This is a genomic window from Pseudomonas duriflava (genome assembly GCF_007830155.1).
GTDB classification, from domain to species: domain Bacteria; phylum Pseudomonadota; class Gammaproteobacteria; order Pseudomonadales; family Pseudomonadaceae; genus Chryseomonas; species Chryseomonas duriflava.
In genome coordinates this window covers 21,311-40,572 of the sequence record NZ_VLKY01000002.1, presented here as the reverse complement: position 1 = coordinate 40,572, position 19,262 = coordinate 21,311, and the positions used below count along the sequence as shown (strand labels likewise).

Annotated in this window: 17 protein-coding genes and 1 other RNA gene; 10 read left to right on the top strand and 8 right to left on the bottom strand. The window is 57.7% G+C overall.

Translation table 11 applies throughout. The features are described 5' to 3' along the window. Nucleotides 1–103 precede the first annotated feature (103 nt). Entirely contained in the window at nucleotides 104–514 is a 411-nt protein-coding gene (locus tag IQ22_RS02635; RefSeq protein ID WP_145137696.1) for a flagellar basal body-associated protein FliL, read from the top strand. A gap of 14 nt (nucleotides 515–528) precedes the next feature. Here the strand turns inward: IQ22_RS02635 and IQ22_RS02630 are convergent, their stop codons facing one another. Continuing rightward, complete coding sequence (locus IQ22_RS02630; RefSeq protein WP_145137693.1) at nucleotides 529–978, bottom strand: EVE domain-containing protein; 450 nt, start codon at nucleotides 976–978, stop codon at nucleotides 529–531. A gap of 173 nt (nucleotides 979–1,151) precedes the next feature. Between IQ22_RS02630 and IQ22_RS23310 the strand changes: the two genes are divergently transcribed. Beyond that, the gene (locus IQ22_RS23310; RefSeq protein ID WP_167654149.1) at nucleotides 1,152–1,292 is read left to right on the top strand and encodes a hypothetical protein; all 141 of its coding nucleotides are present in this window, start codon (nucleotides 1,152–1,154) and stop codon (nucleotides 1,290–1,292) included. Between the two features lie 8 nt (nucleotides 1,293–1,300). Here IQ22_RS23310 and IQ22_RS02625 read toward each other — a convergent pair whose 3' ends face one another. The 4 genes from IQ22_RS02625 to IQ22_RS02610 all read right to left on the bottom strand — a co-directional run bounded on the left by IQ22_RS02625 (nucleotide 1,301) and on the right by IQ22_RS02610 (nucleotide 2,702). Beyond that, nucleotides 1,301–1,957 (bottom strand): 5-formyltetrahydrofolate cyclo-ligase, encoded by a 657-nt coding sequence (locus IQ22_RS02625; RefSeq protein ID WP_145137690.1) that lies wholly within the window; start codon nucleotides 1,955–1,957, stop codon nucleotides 1,301–1,303. A 9-nt stretch (nucleotides 1,958–1,966) separates the two neighbouring features. Then, nucleotides 1,967–2,144: non-coding RNA, 6S RNA (gene ssrS, locus IQ22_RS02620), on the bottom strand. A 28-nt stretch (nucleotides 2,145–2,172) separates the two neighbouring features. Continuing rightward, nucleotides 2,173–2,484 (bottom strand): cell division protein ZapA, encoded by a 312-nt coding sequence (locus tag IQ22_RS02615; protein ID WP_145137687.1) that lies wholly within the window; start codon nucleotides 2,482–2,484, stop codon nucleotides 2,173–2,175. After that, on the bottom strand, nucleotides 2,481–2,702 hold the full coding sequence (locus IQ22_RS02610; RefSeq protein ID WP_145137684.1) for a TIGR02449 family protein: 222 nt from the start codon (nucleotides 2,700–2,702) through the stop codon (nucleotides 2,481–2,483). The genes IQ22_RS02615 and IQ22_RS02610 overlap by 4 nt, the downstream gene beginning before the upstream one ends. A gap of 106 nt (nucleotides 2,703–2,808) precedes the next feature. On the opposite strand from IQ22_RS02610, the gene IQ22_RS02605 reads away from it, so the two are divergent. From IQ22_RS02605 to gcvH, 8 genes are all read left to right on the top strand, one after another. Then, entirely contained in the window at nucleotides 2,809–3,363 is a 555-nt protein-coding gene (locus IQ22_RS02605) for a UPF0149 family protein (RefSeq protein WP_145137682.1), read from the top strand. A gap of 52 nt (nucleotides 3,364–3,415) precedes the next feature. Beyond that, nucleotides 3,416–4,750 carry a Xaa-Pro aminopeptidase gene (pepP, locus tag IQ22_RS02600; protein WP_145137679.1) on the top strand — a complete coding sequence of 445 codons (1,335 nt, stop codon included), beginning with the start codon at nucleotides 3,416–3,418 and terminating at the stop codon, nucleotides 4,748–4,750. An 11-nt stretch (nucleotides 4,751–4,761) separates the two neighbouring features. Continuing rightward, a complete protein-coding gene (gene ubiH / locus IQ22_RS02595; RefSeq protein WP_145137676.1) occupies nucleotides 4,762–5,958 on the top strand; it encodes a 2-octaprenyl-6-methoxyphenyl hydroxylase in 1,197 nt (398 codons plus the stop codon). Between the two features lie 40 nt (nucleotides 5,959–5,998). Continuing rightward, a complete protein-coding gene (locus IQ22_RS02590) occupies nucleotides 5,999–7,222 on the top strand; it encodes a 2-octaprenyl-3-methyl-6-methoxy-1,4-benzoquinol hydroxylase (protein WP_145137673.1) in 1,224 nt (407 codons plus the stop codon). Between the two features lie 88 nt (nucleotides 7,223–7,310). Continuing rightward, nucleotides 7,311–8,309, top strand: a complete 999-nt coding sequence (locus tag IQ22_RS02585) for an extracellular solute-binding protein (RefSeq protein ID WP_145137670.1) — start codon at nucleotides 7,311–7,313, stop codon at nucleotides 8,307–8,309. 172 nt (nucleotides 8,310–8,481) lie between these two features. Then, nucleotides 8,482–10,092, top strand: coding sequence for an ABC transporter permease (locus IQ22_RS02580; protein ID WP_145137667.1), 1,611 nt, complete (start codon nucleotides 8,482–8,484; stop codon nucleotides 10,090–10,092). A 123-nt stretch (nucleotides 10,093–10,215) separates the two neighbouring features. Further along, on the top strand, nucleotides 10,216–11,298 hold the full coding sequence (gcvT, locus tag IQ22_RS02575) for a glycine cleavage system aminomethyltransferase GcvT (RefSeq protein ID WP_145137664.1): 1,083 nt from the start codon (nucleotides 10,216–10,218) through the stop codon (nucleotides 11,296–11,298). A gap of 114 nt (nucleotides 11,299–11,412) precedes the next feature. Continuing rightward, nucleotides 11,413–11,796, top strand: coding sequence for a glycine cleavage system protein GcvH (gene gcvH / locus IQ22_RS02570; RefSeq protein ID WP_145137662.1), 384 nt, complete (start codon nucleotides 11,413–11,415; stop codon nucleotides 11,794–11,796). A 203-nt stretch (nucleotides 11,797–11,999) separates the two neighbouring features. Here the strand turns inward: gcvH and IQ22_RS02565 are convergent, their stop codons facing one another. The 3 genes from IQ22_RS02565 to tfpB all read right to left on the bottom strand — a co-directional run bounded on the left by IQ22_RS02565 (nucleotide 12,000) and on the right by tfpB (nucleotide 19,054). Then, entirely contained in the window at nucleotides 12,000–12,314 is a 315-nt protein-coding gene (locus tag IQ22_RS02565) for a DUF2388 domain-containing protein (RefSeq protein WP_145138708.1), read from the bottom strand. Nucleotides 12,315–12,438: 124 nt separating this feature from the next. Beyond that, nucleotides 12,439–17,151, bottom strand: a complete 4,713-nt coding sequence (locus IQ22_RS02560) for a PAS domain S-box protein (RefSeq protein WP_158635400.1) — start codon at nucleotides 17,149–17,151, stop codon at nucleotides 12,439–12,441. Nucleotides 17,152–17,269: 118 nt separating this feature from the next. Continuing rightward, nucleotides 17,270–19,054, bottom strand: coding sequence for a type IV pilus assembly ATPase TfpB (gene tfpB / locus IQ22_RS02555; protein ID WP_145137656.1), 1,785 nt, complete (start codon nucleotides 19,052–19,054; stop codon nucleotides 17,270–17,272). Nucleotides 19,055–19,262: the final 208 nt, after the last annotated feature.

Sequence of the window (19,262 nt, the reverse complement as noted above, 5' to 3'; positions counted from 1 at the left end):
CGAGGCGGTGTATTCAGAAAATTCGGCCGCTGTCGATACACTGTTACTGGCATGACCGTTTCACCGTCATGCATGCACTCATTTTTGTTCGAGGATCTCTCCTGTGAAAGCCCTGCTTGCCTGCGTACTCGCTTTCTCTCTCGCCTTGCCCGTATGGGCCAGTGAAGCCAAGGAGGGCGAGGAGGGCGCATCGCAGCCTAACTATGTGAACCTGACGCCAGCCTTGGTCGGCAATTACGGTGCCGGGCCCAAAATCAAATACTACAAGGCGGATATCGCCTTGATGACCATGAGCAAGGAAGCGGCTGGCCGAGTGTCTTTCCACGAGCCGCTGATTCGCAACCAGTTGATCATGCTGTTCGACCAGCAGACTGACGAAAGCCTCAATGGCGTCGAGAACCGCGAGAATCTTCGTCAGGCAGCGCTCAAGCAGGCGCAGGATATTCTCAATGCTGAAGAGGGCAAGCCGCTGGTCGAAGATCTGCTGTTCAATAACCTGATCATCCAGCCATAACCAAGCGTGACGGCTCATCGGCACGCCAAAATAGCGTGCCATTGGGCGTCGGTTACCGGCATGACTGAGAGGCGGCTGCCTTTTTGCGTGAGGCTAAAGTCAGCCAGGGCGTCGAGCTCGCGTAGACGTGTTAGTGGAATGACATGCGGAAAGGTCTCAATAAAGCTGACGTCGCGGGCAACCCAAGGATTATTATCGGCAGTGGCTTTCGACGAATGGTAGGGGCTTTTCGGATCGAGTGCGGTCGGATCAGGAAAGGGACCATTTTCTATCCGCCCGATGCCGGCGACGCCTGGTTCAGGACAGCTGGAGTGATAGAACAGGAATAGGTCTCCCTCCGCCATGGCTCGCATAAAGTTGCGTGCCTGGTAATTTCTGACGCCATCCCAGCGCGCAGTGCGCAGGCGTTGCAGATCATGAATGGAAAACTCATCGGGCTCCGATTTCATCAGCCAATACGGCATGAAGCTTGCTCCTGAAAAAGCGCTTTGCGCTGTCTGTCGGTTAGTTGACACAGCATTTGCGTCAAAAAACAGGTTGCCGCAGAATGCCGCGGCTTTTGCAATGCCGTACGGCCTGACTCAAAAAAAGGGCGGCGGAGACGTTAATTATGCCAACGAAGGGGTAGGCACATAACATGAAACGCAAACCGGACTTGCTTTGGGTACTGGTAGTGCTGTTCGGCTTGGGTGTTGTAACAACGGGGTATACCCAAAGTCTGTGGGATAAGCAGCAGGACCGTTTACCCTCGCCACATGTTGTGCAGGCGTCGCGCTAAAGACGACGTTACTGCTTTGGGGACCCTGCGCTTCTTTCTTCGCGCAGGGTAGGGGCTGTTCTGCCTTGCCCATACCATCCCTTATCCGTCACCGTTGCGGCCATGGGTACGTCCCAGTGCGCTAGCGTCAACCGATCGACCTTCTGACACTCATGGGCTAATCCTAACAATTTAGGTGAGCGCCACGTTGTGCGCCGTTTCAGATAGGCCAAGCTGCGGTCATAGAAACCCCCACCCATGCCCAGGCGACCGCCATAGGCATCGAAGCCTACAAGCGGCATGAGGATCAGGTCCAATGTCCAGGGCTTACGTTGGCGACAGCGATTTGGTCGCGGTTCTACGATCTTGAAACGATTACGTGTCCACCGCTCATCCGGTTTTATTCGCTGGAAACTCATGTGAGTAGACGGCCATTCGCTCAGGACAGGCAGGTAAGTTGCCTTACCGCGGCGTTGGGCGGTACGTAATAGCGGGCGAGGATCGATTTCACCATCGTTGGGCAGGTAGAACGCAATGTGCCGGGCGCGTCTGTAGAGCGGATGATGGCTCAATTGACGGTGCAGATGATGTGCAGCCTGTCGCTGCTGAGATTTGCTCAAAGCGCGACGCTTTTGCCGCAAGAGCCGGCGCAGGGCCGGACGGGAATGATCGCTGGCGTTGATCATAAAAAGAAATAGCTCCCCGGAATGCCGCTGCCGGTGTAGCCCTTGAACCCGAGAGTTCAAGGTGGAGGAAGTCGTGAGCCATTAGGCTTTCCGTCGTGCGGACATGCACACAAGCTCAGCGAGCGACCCCCGTGGTGTTGCTTATCGGCTCAGGGACATGACCGACTGGCAAACACACCAGAGAGTGCGTCCAGTATACCCCGTCGCCACAAGATTCAAACCCCCCGTTCGTCCTGCTCGGTCGTCAGGGCGCGATCGACCCGGTCGAGCAAGTCGCGGACGCGTTCGCGAGTATTGCTTACTTCAAAGCTCACGCCTTCCTGACGATGCAGCAGGTCGTGGGTAATGTTGAGGGCAGCCATGACCGCGATACGGTCGGAGCCTATGACCTTGCCGCTAGCGCGGATCTCTCGCATCTTGCCGTCGAGATAACGCGCAGTGGTTTCGAGGTTGGCGCGTTCGTCCGGGGGACAGCTGATGCAGTAGTCCTTATCGAGAATATGGACGGTGACGGTATCGGTGCTCATGAATCCTGCTCCAGGGCTTTCAGGCGTAAAATCATCGCTTCGACCTTATGTCGGGCCAAATCGTTCTTTTCGATCAGTTTGGCGCGTTCTTCCCGCCAAGCGCGTTCTCCGGCGCGTAAATGGCGATTCTCAGTCCGAAGCTGTTCGATGTGTGCGAGCAATTGCTCGATTTTATCGGTCAGTGCTTGGAGATCGTTGTCGATCGAAGGCTCGCGCATGGATGGGGGCTGCTCCGGAGCTATACAAGGTTGGCCGGTAACAAGGTCAACGCGTAGGATACAGGTTCATTCTAGCCATCACGTCCGCTGACGACCATAGCCATCCATGACGAGTACATCTTCTGCATACGCCGCATTCACCCTCCTGCTTAGCGACGCGGCCTTTCCGGTCTCGCCTGCCGAGCTTCACGGCCACCTGATGGGCCGCATCTGCGCCGGGTCCGGCTTCGATGAAAACGACTGGCTCGCTGCGGCGGCCGACCTGTTGGGCGAGACGCCCGAGGACCGCCTGAAGGCGGCATTGACCGGCCTGCTCGGCATGGTTCAACAGGAATTTGCCGGCAATGAAATAACTGTTGTCCTGCTTTTGCCGACCGACGACGCACCGCTCAAGGAGCGACTAGCGGCCATGGCTCAATGGTGCCAGGGCTTTCTGTCCGGTTTTGGGCTGGTCAGCCGTAGCGGTGCCCTGACAACCGAAGCTCAAGAGGTCTTGCAGGATATGGCAGCCATCGCCCAGGTGCAGGACACCCTTGAAGATACTGAAGAGGGGGAAAATGACTATATGGAGGTTACCGAGTACCTGCGTGTCGCACCTGTGATGCTGTACAACGAATACGGCAAGGGCTCTGCGCCAGCGCCGAAGCCTTCCCTGCACTGATACTGGTAACGTATTGGATGAGCGAGGCAGGATGGTGTAGCGAGGGTGCTGTATGACGCGGATTCCCAAGGCTGAATTTGCCCGCCGCCGTCGTGCCCTGATGGGCGAGATGGCTGCTGGCAGTATTGCCATTCTGCCGGCAGCGCCCGTACGTCACCGTAATCGCGACATCGAATACGCTTATCGTCAGGACAGCGACTTCCAGTACCTGACCGGCTTTCCAGAGCCGGAAGCGGTACTGGCCCTTATTCCGGGCCGCGAATATGGCGAGTACGTACTGTTCTGCCGGGAAAAAGATCCGGAAGTGGAGCTGTGGGAAGGCGAGCGGGTCGGCCCCGAGGATGCAGTCCGTCATTATGGGGCTGACGATGCGTTTCCCATCAGCGATATCCACGACATCCTGCCGGGCCTGATCGAAGGGCGTGAGCGGGTTTATTACGCCATTGGCGCCAATCCTGATTTTGATCGCCAGTTATTCGACTGGATCAATCTGATTCGCGCCAAGGCCAACCAGGGGGCTCAACCACCCAAGGAGCTGGTAGCTCTCGATCCGCTGATTCATGAAGCGCGCTTGTTCAAGACCGCAGCGGAGATCAGGGTCATTCGCGAGGCGGCAGCCATTTCCGTTCAGGCTCACCGGCGGGCGATGCAGGCGTGCCGGGCCGGTTTACGCGAATATCATCTGGAGGCCGAGCTGGATTACGCGTTTCGCAAGGGAGGCGCGCGAATGACGGCGTACGGCTCTATCGTCGCGTCGGGTCGCAACGCCTGTATCATGCACTACCAGCGCAACGACGCCCTGCTCAAAGACGGTGATCTGGTACTGATCGATGCGGGGTGCGAGCTGGACTGCTATGCCAGCGATGTTACGCGTACCTTTCCGGTCAGTGGCGTCTTTTCGCCCGAGCAGAAGGTGCTTTACGAGATTGTTCTGGCAGCCAACGAGGCGGCTTTTGGCTATATAGCCCCAGGGCGGAACTGGGACGAAGCCCATGCTGCCACGGTGCGGATCATTACCGAGGGCCTGGTTGATCTGGGGTTGTTGCGCGGAACGGTCGACGCCCTGATCGAACAGGGGGCTTACCGCGAGTTCTACATGCACCGTGCAGGACACTGGCTTGGGCTGGATGTACATGATGTCGGGGATTACCGCATTGGCGATGAGTGGCGGATGCTGGAGCCGGGTATGGCGATGACCGTCGAGCCGGGCATCTATGTGCATCCGGACAACCGGAACGTGGCGCGTAAGTGGCGAGGTATCGGTATCCGCATCGAAGACAATGTTGTAGTGAACCGACAAGGGTATGAAGTACTGACCGACGGCGTGCCAAAGGCCGTCGATGAGATCGAGCGATTGATGGCCGACGCGCGTCGCGCGACGGAATGAGGAGAGTGGACATGCAGCGCTGCAACGTGGCAATCATTGGTGGCGGCCTGGTAGGCGCCAGCCTGGCCTTGGCTCTTCAAGGCCTGGCCCGTGCGCGTGGCTGGCGGATCGTCTTGATCGAGCCCTTTGCGCCGGGCGATGCGTTTCAGCCCAGTTATGACGCCCGCTCGTCGGCCTTGTCCTACGGCTCCCGGCTTATCTACGAGCGCCTCGGTGTCTGGCAGGCGCTGGAAAGTCGGGCCGAACCCATCGGCCACATTCACGTATCTGACCGTGGCCGTTTTGGATCTACCCGGCTGGAGGCCTCGACACAAGGTGTCGAGGCCTTGGGCTATGTTGTGGAAAACGCCTGGTTGGGGCATTGCCTGTGGCAAGCGCTGGATCGAGACATCGTCCAGTGGCGTTGCCCGGCTGAAGTGCGAACGATCACGGCGCAGCCTGCGGGCTATACCTTGAGGCTGGACGACGACAGTGAGCTGGTATGTGACCTGGCCGTGCTGGCCGACGGTGGGCGTTCGGGCCTACGCGAACAGCTGGGGATACATGTCAACCGGACCACTTATGACCAGACGGCTCTAATCGCCAACGTCACTCCAGGAGACCCGCACAACGGCTGGGCCTTCGAGCGGTTTACAGAGACCGGCCCGTTGGCCTTGTTGCCCATGCCGGATAACCGTTGTGCGCTAATATGGACTCGCCCTATGCTGGACGTTCAGCGCCTGGCCGAGGCTGATGAAAAGCGCTTCTTGTCCGAATTACAGGAGGCCTTTGGTTATCGTTTAGGGCGTTTCCAGCAAGTGGGCGTTCGGCACTGCTACCCACTGGTATTGATCGAGGCGCAGGAGCAAGTGCGCCCCCATCTTGTTGTGCTAGGTAATGCAGCGCATAGCCTGCATCCCATCGCCGGGCAGGGGTTCAATTTGTCCCTGCGTGATGTCTGGGCCCTGGCGGAGGCCTTGCAGGCGAGTCCGGCCGAGCCGGGAGACTTCGCTACGCTCCAGGCGTATCTGCAGGGGCAACAGCATGATCAACAGTTGACCATCGGTTTTTCCGATCAGGTAACACGTCTGTTTTCCAATGACCGGCCCTGGCTGGCAACAGGTCGTAACCTGGGCCTGTTGGGTATGGAACTGTCGCCGATGGCCAAAGGCATTTTCGCCCGACAAGCCATGGGACTGGGTACTCGGCCGTCCCGCCCGTTTATGTGAATCCTTTTCCAATGCGTTTAACGTCTCAAGGAGCTGTGCCATGGAGACCCAAGCAGATATCGTTATTGTCGGAGCCGGAATGGTGGGAAGCGCTCTTGCGCTGGCCCTGGACGGCTGCGGCCTGCGGATCTTGCTGCTGGACCGTGGGTCGCTTCAGGTCGAGCCATTTTCGGCGGACCAGCTCTTCGAGGCGCGGGTCAGCGCGCTATCCGAGGCCAGCCGCCGCATCCTGACAAATTTGGGCGCCTGGGACGAAATCATGGCGCGGCGCACCAGCCCCTATGAGCGCATGCATGTGTGGGATGGCTCGGGAACAGGCGAGATCGACTTTACGGCCAGCAGTGTACATGCCGAGGTCCTGGGCCATATCGTCGAGAACCGGGTCGTACAGGATGCTTTGCTGGCTCGCCTGAAGGAGTCCGATATTCGTCTCGTGCCAGAGGCGCGTATGGAATTACTTCGGCATTCGGGCGACGACTGGCTGATTCAGCTGGCCGGCGGCGAGGCTATTCGTACCCCTCTAGTGATCGCTGCTGATGGTGCCCATTCGACAGTGCGCCGCTTGGCCGGCGTCGAGACGCGAGAGTGGGACTACCTGCACAACGCCATCGTGACCAGCGTGCGTTGCGCCAAGCCGCATCAACGTACTGCCTGGCAACGCTTTACAGATGACGGTCCGCTGGCCTTCCTGCCGCTGGATCGCCAGGGCGATCAGCACTGGTGCTCTATCGTCTGGTCCTGTACACCCAAAGAAAGCGAGCGGTTCATGGCCCTGAGCGATCCGGCCTTTTGCGCTGCGCTGGGTAAGGCCTTCGAGCATCGTCTCGGGATGATCGAGCACGCTGATCCGCGCGTCTGCGTTCCGCTGCGGCAGCGCCATGCCAAGCGCTACGTGGAACCAGGTCTGGCCTTGATTGGAGACGCAGCACATGTGATCCATCCGTTGGCGGGGCAGGGCGTTAACCTAGGCTTCCTGGATGCAGCCGTGCTGGCCGAGGTACTGCTCCATGCCTTGGCACGGGGTGAGCGCCTGGCTGACGTGCGTGTCCTGAGTCGTTACGAGCGCCGCCGCATGCCACATAACCTGGGGATGATGGGCGCTATGGAAGGCTTTCAACGCCTGTTCCAAGATGATCGACTGCCTATTCGCTGGCTGCGTAATACAGGGCTGAAATTGGTAAATAAACATTTCGAAGCCAAGGCCCTGTTTGTCCGGCAGGCCTTGGGGCAGAGCGGAGATCTCCCTGTATTGGCCCAGGCGTAATCTTGCGAAATAAACCGACACAACATCGTACCCTGACGCTTAGAAGAGATTGTTTATCATTCGCGCCTGTCTATTGGAGGCGCTTCATATGCTGTTTCGTAAAACATTCGCGACGTTGCTGCTGCTAACAACCACCGGGGCCGCTATTGCTGCCGATGAGGTGGTTGTGTATTCGTCGCGTATCGATGAGCTGATCAAACCTGTCTTTGATATGTACACCGAGAAAACCGGTGTAAAAATCAAGTTCATTACGGACAAAGAAGCGCCACTCATGGCGCGAATCAAGGCTGAAGGCGAAAACACCCCCGCTGACCTGCTAATCACGGTGGATGCCGGTAACCTCTGGCAGGCGGAGCAGATGGGTATTCTGCAACCGTTTACCTCCCCGGTTATCGAGCAGAACATTCCTACCCAATACCGCTCTTCCGTGGGTACCTGGACAGGCCTCACCGTGCGAGCCCGTACGATCGCCTACGCGCCGGACCGGGTGAAAGAAGGCGAATTAAGTACCTACGAAGCGCTGGCTGGCCCGGAGTGGGAAGGCCGTTTGTGCCTGCGGACTTCGAAAAAGGTTTATAACCAATCCTTGACCGCTACGCTGATCGAAACGCATGGCGAGGCTAAGGCTCAGGAGATCCTGTCGGGATGGGTCAATAATCTGGCTACCAGTGTTTTTCCGGATGACAACTCCGTTCTGCAGGCAATCGACGCCGGGCAGTGCGATGTCGGGATCGTCAACACTTATTACTATGGCCGTATGCACAAAGAAAATCCAAATCTGGGTGTGAAGCTGTTCTGGCCGAATCAGCAGGACCGAGGGGTTCATGTCAATCTTTCCGGAGTCGGCTTGACCCAGCATGCACCGCACCCAGAGGCAGCCAAGGCGTTGGTAGAGTGGATGACCGGCTCTGAAGCGCAGGCGTTGTTTGCCCGTATCAACCAGGAATATCCTGCCAACCCCACCGTGCCTGTCTCGGCAGAAGTTGCTGGCTGGGGAACATTCAAGGCAGATACGGTACCGGTAGAAGTCGCTGGCCGCCGTCAGGCCGAAGCCATCAAGCTGATGGACAGGGTCGGCTGGAACTAATCAACCCGGTAAGCGCTGCTGCATTGATGAGCGTTATTGACGCCTGGATAAGCCATCCAAAAGGACTATCCAGGCGTTGGTGCATGGTCTTTCTCGGTCCGGCCCGTTAAAGTCGCCGCCTCACTCGCTCACGAAGCGACTGTTGCTATGGCTCTATCAGGAAGGTAACCGAGTGTCCCATTCCCCTCAGCACCACTGGTATCCCGTGGCTTTTCTAGCGGCGGGGCTGGTGCTCATGCCCTTGTGTGTTCTGCTGTGGAGTTGGCAGCACATCGACGGTGAAATCTGGTCGCACCTCTGGTCGACCCAGTTGCCTCGGCTGCTTAGTAATACAGTGACTCTACTGGTAGGCGTTAGTATCGGAGTGACCGTAGTAGGTGTCAGCCTGGCCTGGCTTACAAGCCTCTGCGAGTTTCCGGGACGGCGTTGGCTTGATTGGGCGTTGATGCTGCCCTTCGCCATTCCCGCCTATGTACTGGCCTTTGTGTTTGTAGGTCTACTGGATTTCTCCGGGCCGGTGCAGAGCTTTTTGCGCAGTACGCTTGACCTGCGGCTGCGCTTTCCTCCGGTACGCTCGACTGGAGGGGTGATTACTGTACTGGTTCTGGTTTTCTATCCCTATGTCTACCTGCTGGCACGTAGTGCCTTTCTAGCCCAAGGGCGAGGCCTTACGGAGGCGGCTCGTGTGCTGGGGCTATCTCCCTGGCGAGCATTTTGGCGTGTGGCACTGCCTATGGCCTGGCCAGCTATCGGGGCCGGATTGGCGCTGGCCATTATGGAAACACTGGCGGATTTCGGGGCCGTGTCGGTTTTCAACTTCGATACGTTTACCACGGCGATCTACAAGACATGGTATGGCTTCTTCAGCTTGTCCAGCGCAGCGCAGCTGGCAAGCCTGCTGTTGCTTGGCGTCGGGCTGGTCCTGTTTGGCGAGCGCCGGATACGTGGCGTGGCCCGGCCTGCCCATGAACGTGCCCGTAGTGGCGCACTCTATCATCTGCACGGTTGGAAGGCCTGGTTAGCCAGTAGCTGGTGCGGCCTCGTGTTTGCCTGCGCCTTTTGTGTCCCGCTGCTGCAACTGGTGGTCTGGTTCTGGCAACGAGGACGTTTCGATCTTGATGAGCGCTACATTGGCTTGATTTTGCACAGCTTGGGGCTCGGCCTGTGCGCTGCTCTGCTGACGGTCTGTCTCGCACTGCTTCTTGTGTTTGCACGTCGGCAGGCGCCTAGCCGACCGATCCGCTCGGCCATTGGGCTGGCCAATCTGGGATACGCCTTGCCCGGCTCGGTTCTGGCGGTAGCCATTATGCTGGCATTCAGCCTGCTGGACCGTGAATTGGTGGTTCCGTTATCCCACTGGTTGGGAGGCGCTGGCAAGCCGATCCTCCTGGGCAGTCTGGGCGCCTTGCTCTTGGCTTACCTGATCCGTTTTCTGACAGTGGCCTATGGCCCGCTCGAATCGGCACTGGCGCGCATCCGACCGTCCTTGCCCGAAGCGTCCCGCAGCCTGGGGGTAGGGGGAATAGGGCTGTTTGTGAAGGTCTATCTACCGTTACTGATGCCCGGCGCGTTGTCCGCCGCGTTACTGGTCTTCGTGGATGTCTTGAAGGAAATGCCCGCGACCTTACTGATGCGCCCCTTTGGTTGGGATACGCTGGCTGTACGGATATTTGAAATGACCAGCGAAGGCGAGTGGGCACGTGCCGCTTTGCCCGCCCTGACACTGGTGCTGGTGGGTCTGCTACCTGTTATTAGCCTAATTCGTCGATCCGCACGGCACTGATCACCTTTCCTGAGGTCTGTGTCAGCCGTACGCGGACTCACGGACGAGAACTCAGATGCCCGCTTGCCGTCTCGAACGACTACAATGCCGGCCGCTGCAGCCGCCGATAACGAGGAACCCCTTATGGGACAGCGCACACCACTCTATGACCTGCATGTGGCCTTGGGGGCCAAGCTGGTGGACTTCAGCGGCTGGGACATGCCGCTGCACTATGGCTCTCAGGTCGACGAGCATCATCAGGTGCGGCGCGACTGTGGAGTCTTCGATGTCTCCCACATGACAATCATCGATCTTCATGGCGAACAGGCCAGTCAGTACCTGCGACATTTACTAGTCGGTGACGTGGCGCGCCTGGATACACAGGGTAAGGCTCTTTATTCCCTGATGCTCAACGCGCAGGGTGGCGTGGTCGACGACCTGATTCTCTATCGTTTAGAGGAAGGCTATCGGCTGGTTACCAACGCCGCGACCCGTGAAAAAGTGCTGCTTTGGATGGCGACGCAGGCAGAAGGGTATGCGGTCAAATTGCAGCCACGCCCGGAACTGGCGATTCTAGCTATCCAGGGTCCGCATGCTCGGGAAAAAGTCGCCCAACTGGTTTCGCCGGAGCGTGCTGAGCTCATTCGAGCACTCACGCCGTTCCAAGGCTTGCCCGAAGGCTGCTGGTTCATTGCCCGGACGGGGTATACCGGTGAAGACGGGCTGGAAATCATCCTTCCGGCAGACGAAGTCGTGAGCTTCATGAACGAGCTGGTCGGCGCCGGGATCGGGCCGGTTGGGCTTGGCGCTCGTGATACGCTGCGGCTGGAGGCTGGGCTAAACCTGTATGGGCAGGAAATGGACGAGTCCGTCTCGCCATTGGAAGCCAATCTGGAATGGACCATTGCCTGGGAGCCACTCGGGCGTAAATTTATCGGCCGTCAGGCACTGGAAGAAGAGCTGGCCCGCGGTGTGACGTCCCGTTTGGTCGGTCTGGTGCTGGAGGAGCGCGGTGTACTGCGAGCGCATCAGGTCGTGCGAATCGCTGAGTGTGGTGAAGGTGAGATCACCAGCGGCAGCTATGCGCCCACTTTGGGCAAATCTATTGCCCTGGCGCGCGTACCGATGGCTACCGGTGATCGCGCCGAGGTCGAAATCCGCGGGAAATGGTTCCCGGTACGGGTGGTCAAACCCTCTTTCGTTCGTTTCGGTAAGGCGCTGCTCTAAGCGCCTGCCATTAGTCATTTTCAAGAAATTCATCACGTAACATGGCGGCCGGCGGCTCTGGCACGCTACGCTTGAAGCGTGATTTAACGCCGATTGTCTCAAGAGGAGCCAAACATGAGTACTATTCCCGCTGAACTGCGTTACGCCGCAAGCCACGAATGGGCGCGCCAGGAGAGCGATGGCACCATTACGGTCGGCATTTCCGACCATGCCCAGGAGGCTTTGGGTGACGTGGTGTTCATTGAGCTGCCTGAAGTAGGTAAGACCCTCGCGGCAGGTCAGGAAGCGGGTGTGGTCGAATCGGTCAAGGCCGCCTCGGACATCTATGCTCCGGTATCTGGTGAAGTTATCGCGATCAACGAGGCTCTGGCCGATGCGCCCGAGCAGGTCAATGCCGATGCTTACGCGGCTTGGTTTTTCAAGATCAAGCCGAACGATCCTGCAGAGTTAGACAAGTTGCTGGATGCAGAGGGCTACCGCGCTGCTAGCGAAGACTAGTGCGCGTGCTTACGCTTTGGTTAAAGTTGTCCTGAATGCAAGCCCGATCCGCAGCTTTGCTGGCTTGGTGAGACTACCTGGATAGGCTGCCAGGGCTTGTCTGAGTTTTAGCAGGCAGGGTTGAAGCGGAACTAGTACCGGCTGGCCATGAAAAAGCCCCGCACGAGTGGCCTCGGCGGGGCTTTTTGCTATCGCTAGCAGTGTTACTGCACTGTCAGGATCTGGGTGGCCAGCTCCATATCACTGGCCTGCGCGCTCGGATTGGCGCTACGCATTTCCCGCAGGGCAGCTTCTAAATACGGGCCACGGATTTCGCCGTTGCTGGCCAGGAACGTGCTGACATCATCCTGTGTCGCAACAACCATCTTGCGATCATCATCGCGGCTGGTCAGGTAAAACGAACCCGTAGTAGCGCCAAACGTCGCGACTTGACGCCAGAACTTGGCATCTGCCATAGCAGAACTGGCGGCGAAAGGCAGGATTACAAGGGGAATCAGAGCTAACTTCTTGAGGCGCATGAGGACATCTCCTACTGACAGGTATTCGTTGGATTGACGAGTCACTCGTCCAGTTCCTTGAGAACGTCCCGCTTTGTTCAGGGCGTGCGCCACTTGGCTTTACCTATGACGACTGATCCAGGCTTCAACTCGCCTGGATCATGTCATGGATCTTAACCGCGAGGGCATCGATGTCGAACGGCTTGGTCAGCAAGTCCATATTGGGCCCTAAAAACTCTTTTCGCGTTTCAGCATTCTTGGCATACCCGGTAATGAACAGCACCTTGAGATCAGGGCGAAGCTGACGCGCCTGCTCAGCCAGTTGACGGCCGTTCATGCCTGGCAAGCCTACATCGCTAACCAGCAGATCAATACGTCGCTCACTCTGGATAATAGGCAGCGCTTGTTCGGCATCGCCTGCTTCCAGAGCGGTATAGCCCAGTTCGTTCAATACTTCGAGAACGATCATGCGGACCGCTGCCTCGTCTTCTACCACCAGTACGGTCTGGCCTGCCTGAGCGCGTGGCATCGCATGGTTAGGCTCTACAGGTACTTCATCACAAACAGGGCTGTGATGGCGGGGTAGTAGCAGGCTGATCGTTGTACCCTTACCCTCACAAGTCTCTATTCGGGCGTGACCTCCCGACTGCTTGACGAAGCCATAGATCATCGCTAAACCCAATCCGGTGCCTTGACCGGTAGGCTTGGTCGTGAAGAACGGTTCGAAAGCCTTGGCGGCGATTTCAGGCGACATGCCGAGTCCGGTATCGATGACTTGAACCTGTACATAATCACCCGGTTCCAGCGTCTCGCGGCGAGCGCTTTCGCTGTCCAGGGTGAGGTTGCTGGTCTCGATACGTAACTGGCCGCCCGACGGCATCGCGTCGCGTGCATTGATCACCAGGTTCAGCAAGGCATTCTCTAGTTGATGCGCATCGCTGAATGCTGGCCAGAGATCAGCATGTAGGTGGGTCTCGATACGTACATGCTCGCCCACCGTACGAACGAAGAGATCGCGTAGGGAGCTGATCAATTGGTTGAGGTCGACAGGGCGTGTATCCAGTGTCTGGCGACGGGCAAAGGTCAGCAGACGGTGGGTCAGCGCCGACGCCCGGTCAGCAGATGCCGTGGCGGCATTGATATAGCGATCCAGATCGTTGGTGCGCCCACTGATGACGCGCATGCGGATCAGGTCGAGTGCTCCGACAATACCCGTAAGCATGTTGTTGAAGTCGTGGGCGATGCCGCCGGTAAGCTGGCCGATGGCTTCCATCTTTTGCGATTGCCGCAAGGCTTCCTCAGCCCGTTCGCGCTCGTAGATTTCGGCCAGTAAACGGGCATGGCTTTCACCCAATTCGCGGGTGCGCTCGGCAATCATGTTTTCCAGAGCGTCCGTAGCAATACGCGCCTCTGTAATATCTACGCTGCAACCTATATAGCCCAGGAATTGGCCTTCCGTATCGTAGCGGGGCATACCTTCGCAACGCAGCCAGCGAATTTGGCCTTGTTTATCGTAAACGCGCATTTCGTCGCGGTAAGGGCGTCGCGCTGTAAATGCAGCCTGGAATTCAGCAACCGCTCGCTCAAGATCCTCTTTAATAATGATGCGCTGCCAGCCATCGCCTAGGGTTTGCTCATAGGTAAGACCATACTCGGTCTCGTAACGCTTGTTGGCGAAAATGGTTTGGGCTTCGGTATCAGAAGCCCAGATCAACGCTGGCGCACTATCGGCCATCAGGCGGAAACGTGCTTCGCTCTGTCGAAGTGCTTGATCAGAACGAGTACGCTCAAGGGCCGCCCAGACCCGGTCTGCAATGTCGCGTAGAAAGCCTACCTCGGCTTCGCTCCACACCCTTGGCTGAACATGGCTGACGAACAGGAAGGCAGTGAGCTGCCCGTGCTCTAGTAAAGGAACGTCGATAAAGGCATGGACATTAAGAACATGGAAAGCAGAGGCATGATCGCAAGTGCGTGGGTCGTTGGCTACGTCATTAATTACCACCGCTTCGCCACGATACAAGTCATCAATGTAGGTGCCGTAATCGGGCAAATAATATGAGCCGGTAAAGCTCGTGGTGTTGTGACTCCAGTCATGTGTGATTTGAACCGTTTCACCATCCTCTAGCATCCGGGCATAGCCAACCCGGGATACATTCAGGATACGGCCCAGGATGTGAGCCACTACGCCACCGATTTCATCACTATCGCTGGCTTCGCGCAGAGCATCGCTCAGTTCGTTCAAAGCGGCCTGTCGCTCGGCCGCTGCGGTGCGCTCCTCGATCTGCCGGGTCAGCTCCAGGTTGATGGCATTGAGTGTGTAGGCATGTTCTTTCTCCTGGGTGATGTCCCGGGCAATACCGATCAGGCGGCGTGTGCCGTCCGGCTCGGTAAAGTGTCGGCTGCGAACACTCAGCCAGACCGGTTCGGCTCGGTGCGTTCCACACACACGGAAGTCCAACTGTGTTTCGCTATCTTCGTCGCCTTCCGCTGCCGCCTTGATCGCGGCCTGTACGGTAAGTCTGTCATCCGGGTGAACGATGGTGAACAGCAGCTCGGCGGTACTCAGCAGAGCTTCCGGAGAAATGCCTGTCATTTCGGTGATACGGTGATCCCAGCTGATTACGTCACGGTTGATGTCGTAATCCCAGACACCAAGCGTAGCTACGTCGATGGCCAGGTTGATACGCTGTTCCGCCAGGCGCAGGGCTTCGGCGGCACTGGTGCGTTCCGCTACAATGCGGATACGGTCGGCCACCTCCCGCGTCAGGGCGATATCTTCTACTGACCAGGTATGTGGTGTGCTTGCATGCACATAGAGCATGCCCTTCAGCACCCCCTTGTCATGCTGTGGAACCAATAGCATGGCCCTGATGGCTAGCTGTTCTAGCGTGTCCTGATAGGCATGAGTGCGGGGATCGACTATCGTGTCGTCCACTACAACAATCGATCCCTGTCTCAGCTCGGCCAGGAGGCCATTGCCATAGTCGTTCAGGGAATAGGTCGCCAGGTCTGGTTCGACACTACCGTCCGTCCAGCTGCTTTCCTTATGCAGGATGCCTGCCTCATCGATCCAGGCGTAACCAATGCGCTGTACACGCAGCACGTTACCCAAGCTTTGGCCTAGGGTTTGTGCAACATCGGTTAACGTCAGCGTACCTTGTAAGCGATCACCCAGCTCAAGCAGAAAGCGTTGGCGGTCGTGGGTGCGCAAGCGTTCGCTGATGTCCATGAACGTACAGATCGCACCTTCTAATTCCCCGTCGCGCCAGATCGGTTCGGAGCGATACTCCACAGGCAAGAAGCTACCGTCCTGACGAGTAATCCAGTCCTGCTCGATATGGAAAGATTCGCCGGTTTGCGCTGTGCGATAAATGGGGCAGTCTTGTGCTGGAGATGACGAGCCGTCGACATGCATAGGGTGGATTAAGGCGTGAATCGGCTGCCCTAGCACCTGGTCACGATCAGTAAAGCCCAGCAGCTGCAAGAAGGCGTTATTGCAGAGCGTAACGTGGCCGGTGCGGTCGATGGAGTAAAACGCTTCGCTGAGGGAGTCGAGTAGGAGGCGGGTAAAGGCCTCGCTTTCCAGCCGTGCTTCTTCAGCGCGCCGGCGATCATCTATATCCAGGGCAACGCCTACCCAGCGTTCGATTTCACCCGCCGCGTTAAAGGCAGGTGTTACCCGAGCCTCGAACCAACGATAGGTGCCGTCGACGCCCCGAAACGGTACCTCGATACGTGAAGGTTCGCGGCGTATCAGTGTTTCTCGCCAGGTCCTTTGTAAACGTTCGGCATGATCAGGGTGAACGGCACGCATCCAGTTATCGGGGTCTGTGTCGTGCGGATCCAGACCGGTATAGGTGTACCAGTAACGGTTGGTGTACTCCATAAAGCCATGGCGATCGCCAAACCAGACGATCTGCGGGCTCACATCCATCAGGGCGCGATACCGGGCTTCGTTTTGGATCGCGCTACGCTGGCGTGCTCGTTCGGCGGTAACGTCTTTCAGGCTAAATAAATAGCCGTGACGCCGCCCCTCGCTGTCCAGCAGGGCGCGCAGGGTGTAATTGGCCTGCAGGAGATGCTTGTCCTTGCGCAGGAACAGGGCCTCATCCTGGGTTATACCGTCCCTGTCCGCCAGGCTCTGGAGTTGACATGGAACGCCCTTGGCCTGGTCTTCTGCAGTGAAGAGGATATCAATAGGCTGGCCAGCCAGCTCATCCGGGGCCCAGCCCAGTGCAGTCATTGCTGCCGGATTGGCGGAAAGGATATGTCCGCCTAGGCCTAGGGTCAGCAAGGCCTGCTCGGACGTACTGTCGAACAGCTGACGACTTATGGTTTCACTGCGGTGGTAGGCGCTCCGGATCTTATGAAGTTCGATCAGGTTCATGGCCTGACGGCCCAGCGCTTCCAGCGCCTGCGTCTGAGCAGCACTTAATACTCGTGGCTGCCAATCGAGCACGCACAGGGTACCAAGTGGGAAGCCATTGGGCGTCACCAAGGGGACGCCGGCATAGAAGCGCAAGCCGTCTGCGGTCTGGACCAGTGGATTGCTGGCGAAGCGGCGATCACCGCGTAAGTCGGCGATAACGGTCAATCCCGGTTGCTGGATCGCTTTGGCACAGATGGACAGGTGCAGCGGCATTTCCTGAACACCCAGACCCTTTTCGGCCAAGAACCATTCCCGGTCCTCGGTGATGAGGTTGATGACAGCTATAGGGGCGTGACAGATCTGGGCGGTCAGCTGGACGATGTCATCGAAGGCTGGGGTGGCCGGTATATCAAGAATACCGTAGCGGCGGAGTTCGGCGAGGCGCTCGCTTTCGCTCCAGCCGGTCGGCAACATAGGGGTGGGGCTCAATACAGGCTCCGCATGATTCATCATCGTCCATACAACCCATCTACAACAGCAGGAAATTGCTTATTCTGCGGCAAAATGTCGCACGGCGATATGAATGGACGAAAGGATATCCATTCTCCTATCGCTCGCTTTGCGGCGTCACGCGCAACACTTCCTCCATAGTAGTCAAGCCAGCCGCAATCTTCTGTGCGCCCGAAAGGCGCAGGCTGCGCATACCTTCTTTGAATGCTTGACGCCGTAACGCTGAAATATCTGTATCGGCATTGATTAGATTACGTGTAGCGTCCGATAACATCATAATTTCATAAACCCCTGCTCGCCCCCGGTAACCTGTATCGCGGCACTCTGGGCAGCCCACCGGTTGCATGGCGCCTGTCGGCAACGGTGCATTCCAGGGGCGTGTCAGCTCTTGCCAGTCCTGTGGGTTCATCTCTACCGGAGCCTTGCAATGCGGGCACAAGGTACGTACCAAGCGCTGGGCCATTACACCCAATATGGTCGCGCGGATCAGATAATACGGCACGCCCAGTTCAATCAGGCGGCTGATAGAGCTAGGTGCATCGTTGGTGTGTAAGGTCGACAGCACCAAGTGACCGGTCAGGGCCGCCTGGATCGCCATCTCGGCCGTTTCCAGGTCACGGATCTCACCAATCATAATAATGTCCGGATCCTGACGCATCAGGGCGCGTACACCGCTGGCGAAGTTCACGTCGATGTTGTGCTGCACCTGCATCTGGTTGAACGAGTCCTCAACCATTTCGATCGGGTCTTCAATGGTGCAGACGTTCACCTCCGGCGTAGCCAGCTGCTTGAGGGTGGTATAGAGCGTTGTCGTTTTACCTGACCCGGTCGGGCCGGTGACCAGAATGATACCGTTGGGCTGGCTGGTCATGCTGGTCCAGCGGCGCAGGTCGTCACTTGAGAAGCCCAGCTGATCAAAGCTCTTGAGAAGCACGTCCGGGTCGAAAATCCGCATGACAAGCTTTTCACCAAAGGCCGTCGGCATAGTGGACAAACGCAGCTCCACTTCCTTGTCGCCCGGCATGCGCGTTTTTACCCGGCCATCCTGAGGCTTGCGCTTCTCGGCCACATTCATCCGCCCCAGGTTCTTGATTCGGCTGATTACTGCCAGGGTAACTTGGGAAGGAAACTGGTAAACGCTGTGCAGCACGCCGTCGATGCGGAAGCGGACTGTGCCCTGATCGCGACGCGGCTCGACATGAATATCGCTGGCTCGCTGCTGAAAGGCGTACTGAAACAGCCAGTCGACGATATTAACGATGTGGGCATCGTTTGCATCGGGCTCCTGATCCATGGCTCCCAGGTTGACCAACTGCTCGAAGTTACCGACGTTGGTCGTTTTTTGATCGACCGATGTTGCACCGCTTACTGATTTGGCGAGCCGGAAGAATTCCTGGGTATACCGCGTAATATCCGTTGGATTGGCTACGACGCGCTTGATCGGGCGTTTAAGCACATGGGTCAGGTTGCTTTCCCAGCTGTTAACAAAGGGCTGGGCGCTGGCGATCGTTACTTCGTCTGCCGCGACGGCCACAGCCAGAATCTTGTTGCGTTGGGCAAACGCATAGGACATCAGGGGAGTGATCGCTGCGACGTCGATCTTCAGCGGATCGATTCGATAATAGGGCTGGCCGGAATAATCAGCGAGCCAGTGGGTAAGCGTTTCCAGGTCCAGCTTCTTGCCAGGACGTTGTAGGTCTTCCACATTTTGCGACGCGAGGAATTCCAGCGGATGTAGCTGCTGATTCTGCTGCGAGCCGCGACGAATCATCAGGCACTGCTCGGCGGCTTGCTGATCAATACGTCCTTGAGCAACCAGTTCACGCAGAACTTCGGACAGTTCAAGCCAACGGTCAGCGGCGGGTGAGGCAATGGCGGACATGCAAGTCTCCTCGTCAGATACTGCTGCTCTGGCCGTAAAGGACCTCAGAGCGCCCGGTTATGCGGGTATGAAGACAGGATAGCGGTTTCGATGGATCAGAGGCGCTTGGGCTTGGCCACTCATAACAGCTGAGCCTAAAAACCGGTCGGAAGTTCGGTACGCCCGACGATACGTATTAGGAGGGCGGAAGGACCTTCGATGGGTATGA

What these genes read in the sequence shown, in the direction of transcription:
- IQ22_RS02605 (WP_145137682.1), top strand. Translation starts at nt 2,809, where the DNA reads ATGACGAGTACATCTTCTGCATACGCCGCATTCACCCTCCTGCTTAGC.
- IQ22_RS02630 (WP_145137693.1), bottom strand. Translation starts at nt 978, where the DNA reads ATGCCGTATTGGCTGATGAAATCGGAGCCCGATGAGTTTTCCATTCAT.
- IQ22_RS02615 (WP_145137687.1), bottom strand. Translation starts at nt 2,484, where the DNA reads ATGAGCACCGATACCGTCACCGTCCATATTCTCGATAAGGACTACTGC.
- IQ22_RS02585 (WP_145137670.1), top strand. Translation starts at nt 7,311, where the DNA reads ATGCTGTTTCGTAAAACATTCGCGACGTTGCTGCTGCTAACAACCACC.
- IQ22_RS02625 (WP_145137690.1), bottom strand. Translation starts at nt 1,957, where the DNA reads ATGATCAACGCCAGCGATCATTCCCGTCCGGCCCTGCGCCGGCTCTTG.
- gcvH (WP_145137662.1), top strand. Translation starts at nt 11,413, where the DNA reads ATGAGTACTATTCCCGCTGAACTGCGTTACGCCGCAAGCCACGAATGG.
- pepP (WP_145137679.1), top strand. Translation starts at nt 3,416, where the DNA reads ATGACGCGGATTCCCAAGGCTGAATTTGCCCGCCGCCGTCGTGCCCTG.
- IQ22_RS23310 (WP_167654149.1), top strand. Translation starts at nt 1,152, where the DNA reads ATGAAACGCAAACCGGACTTGCTTTGGGTACTGGTAGTGCTGTTCGGC.
- IQ22_RS02610 (WP_145137684.1), bottom strand. Translation starts at nt 2,702, where the DNA reads ATGCGCGAGCCTTCGATCGACAACGATCTCCAAGCACTGACCGATAAA.
- IQ22_RS02565 (WP_145138708.1), bottom strand. Translation starts at nt 12,314, where the DNA reads ATGCGCCTCAAGAAGTTAGCTCTGATTCCCCTTGTAATCCTGCCTTTC.
- gcvT (WP_145137664.1), top strand. Translation starts at nt 10,216, where the DNA reads ATGGGACAGCGCACACCACTCTATGACCTGCATGTGGCCTTGGGGGCC.
- ubiH (WP_145137676.1), top strand. Translation starts at nt 4,762, where the DNA reads ATGCAGCGCTGCAACGTGGCAATCATTGGTGGCGGCCTGGTAGGCGCC.
- tfpB (WP_145137656.1), bottom strand. Translation starts at nt 19,054, where the DNA reads ATGTCCGCCATTGCCTCACCCGCCGCTGACCGTTGGCTTGAACTGTCC.
- IQ22_RS02590 (WP_145137673.1), top strand. Translation starts at nt 5,999, where the DNA reads ATGGAGACCCAAGCAGATATCGTTATTGTCGGAGCCGGAATGGTGGGA.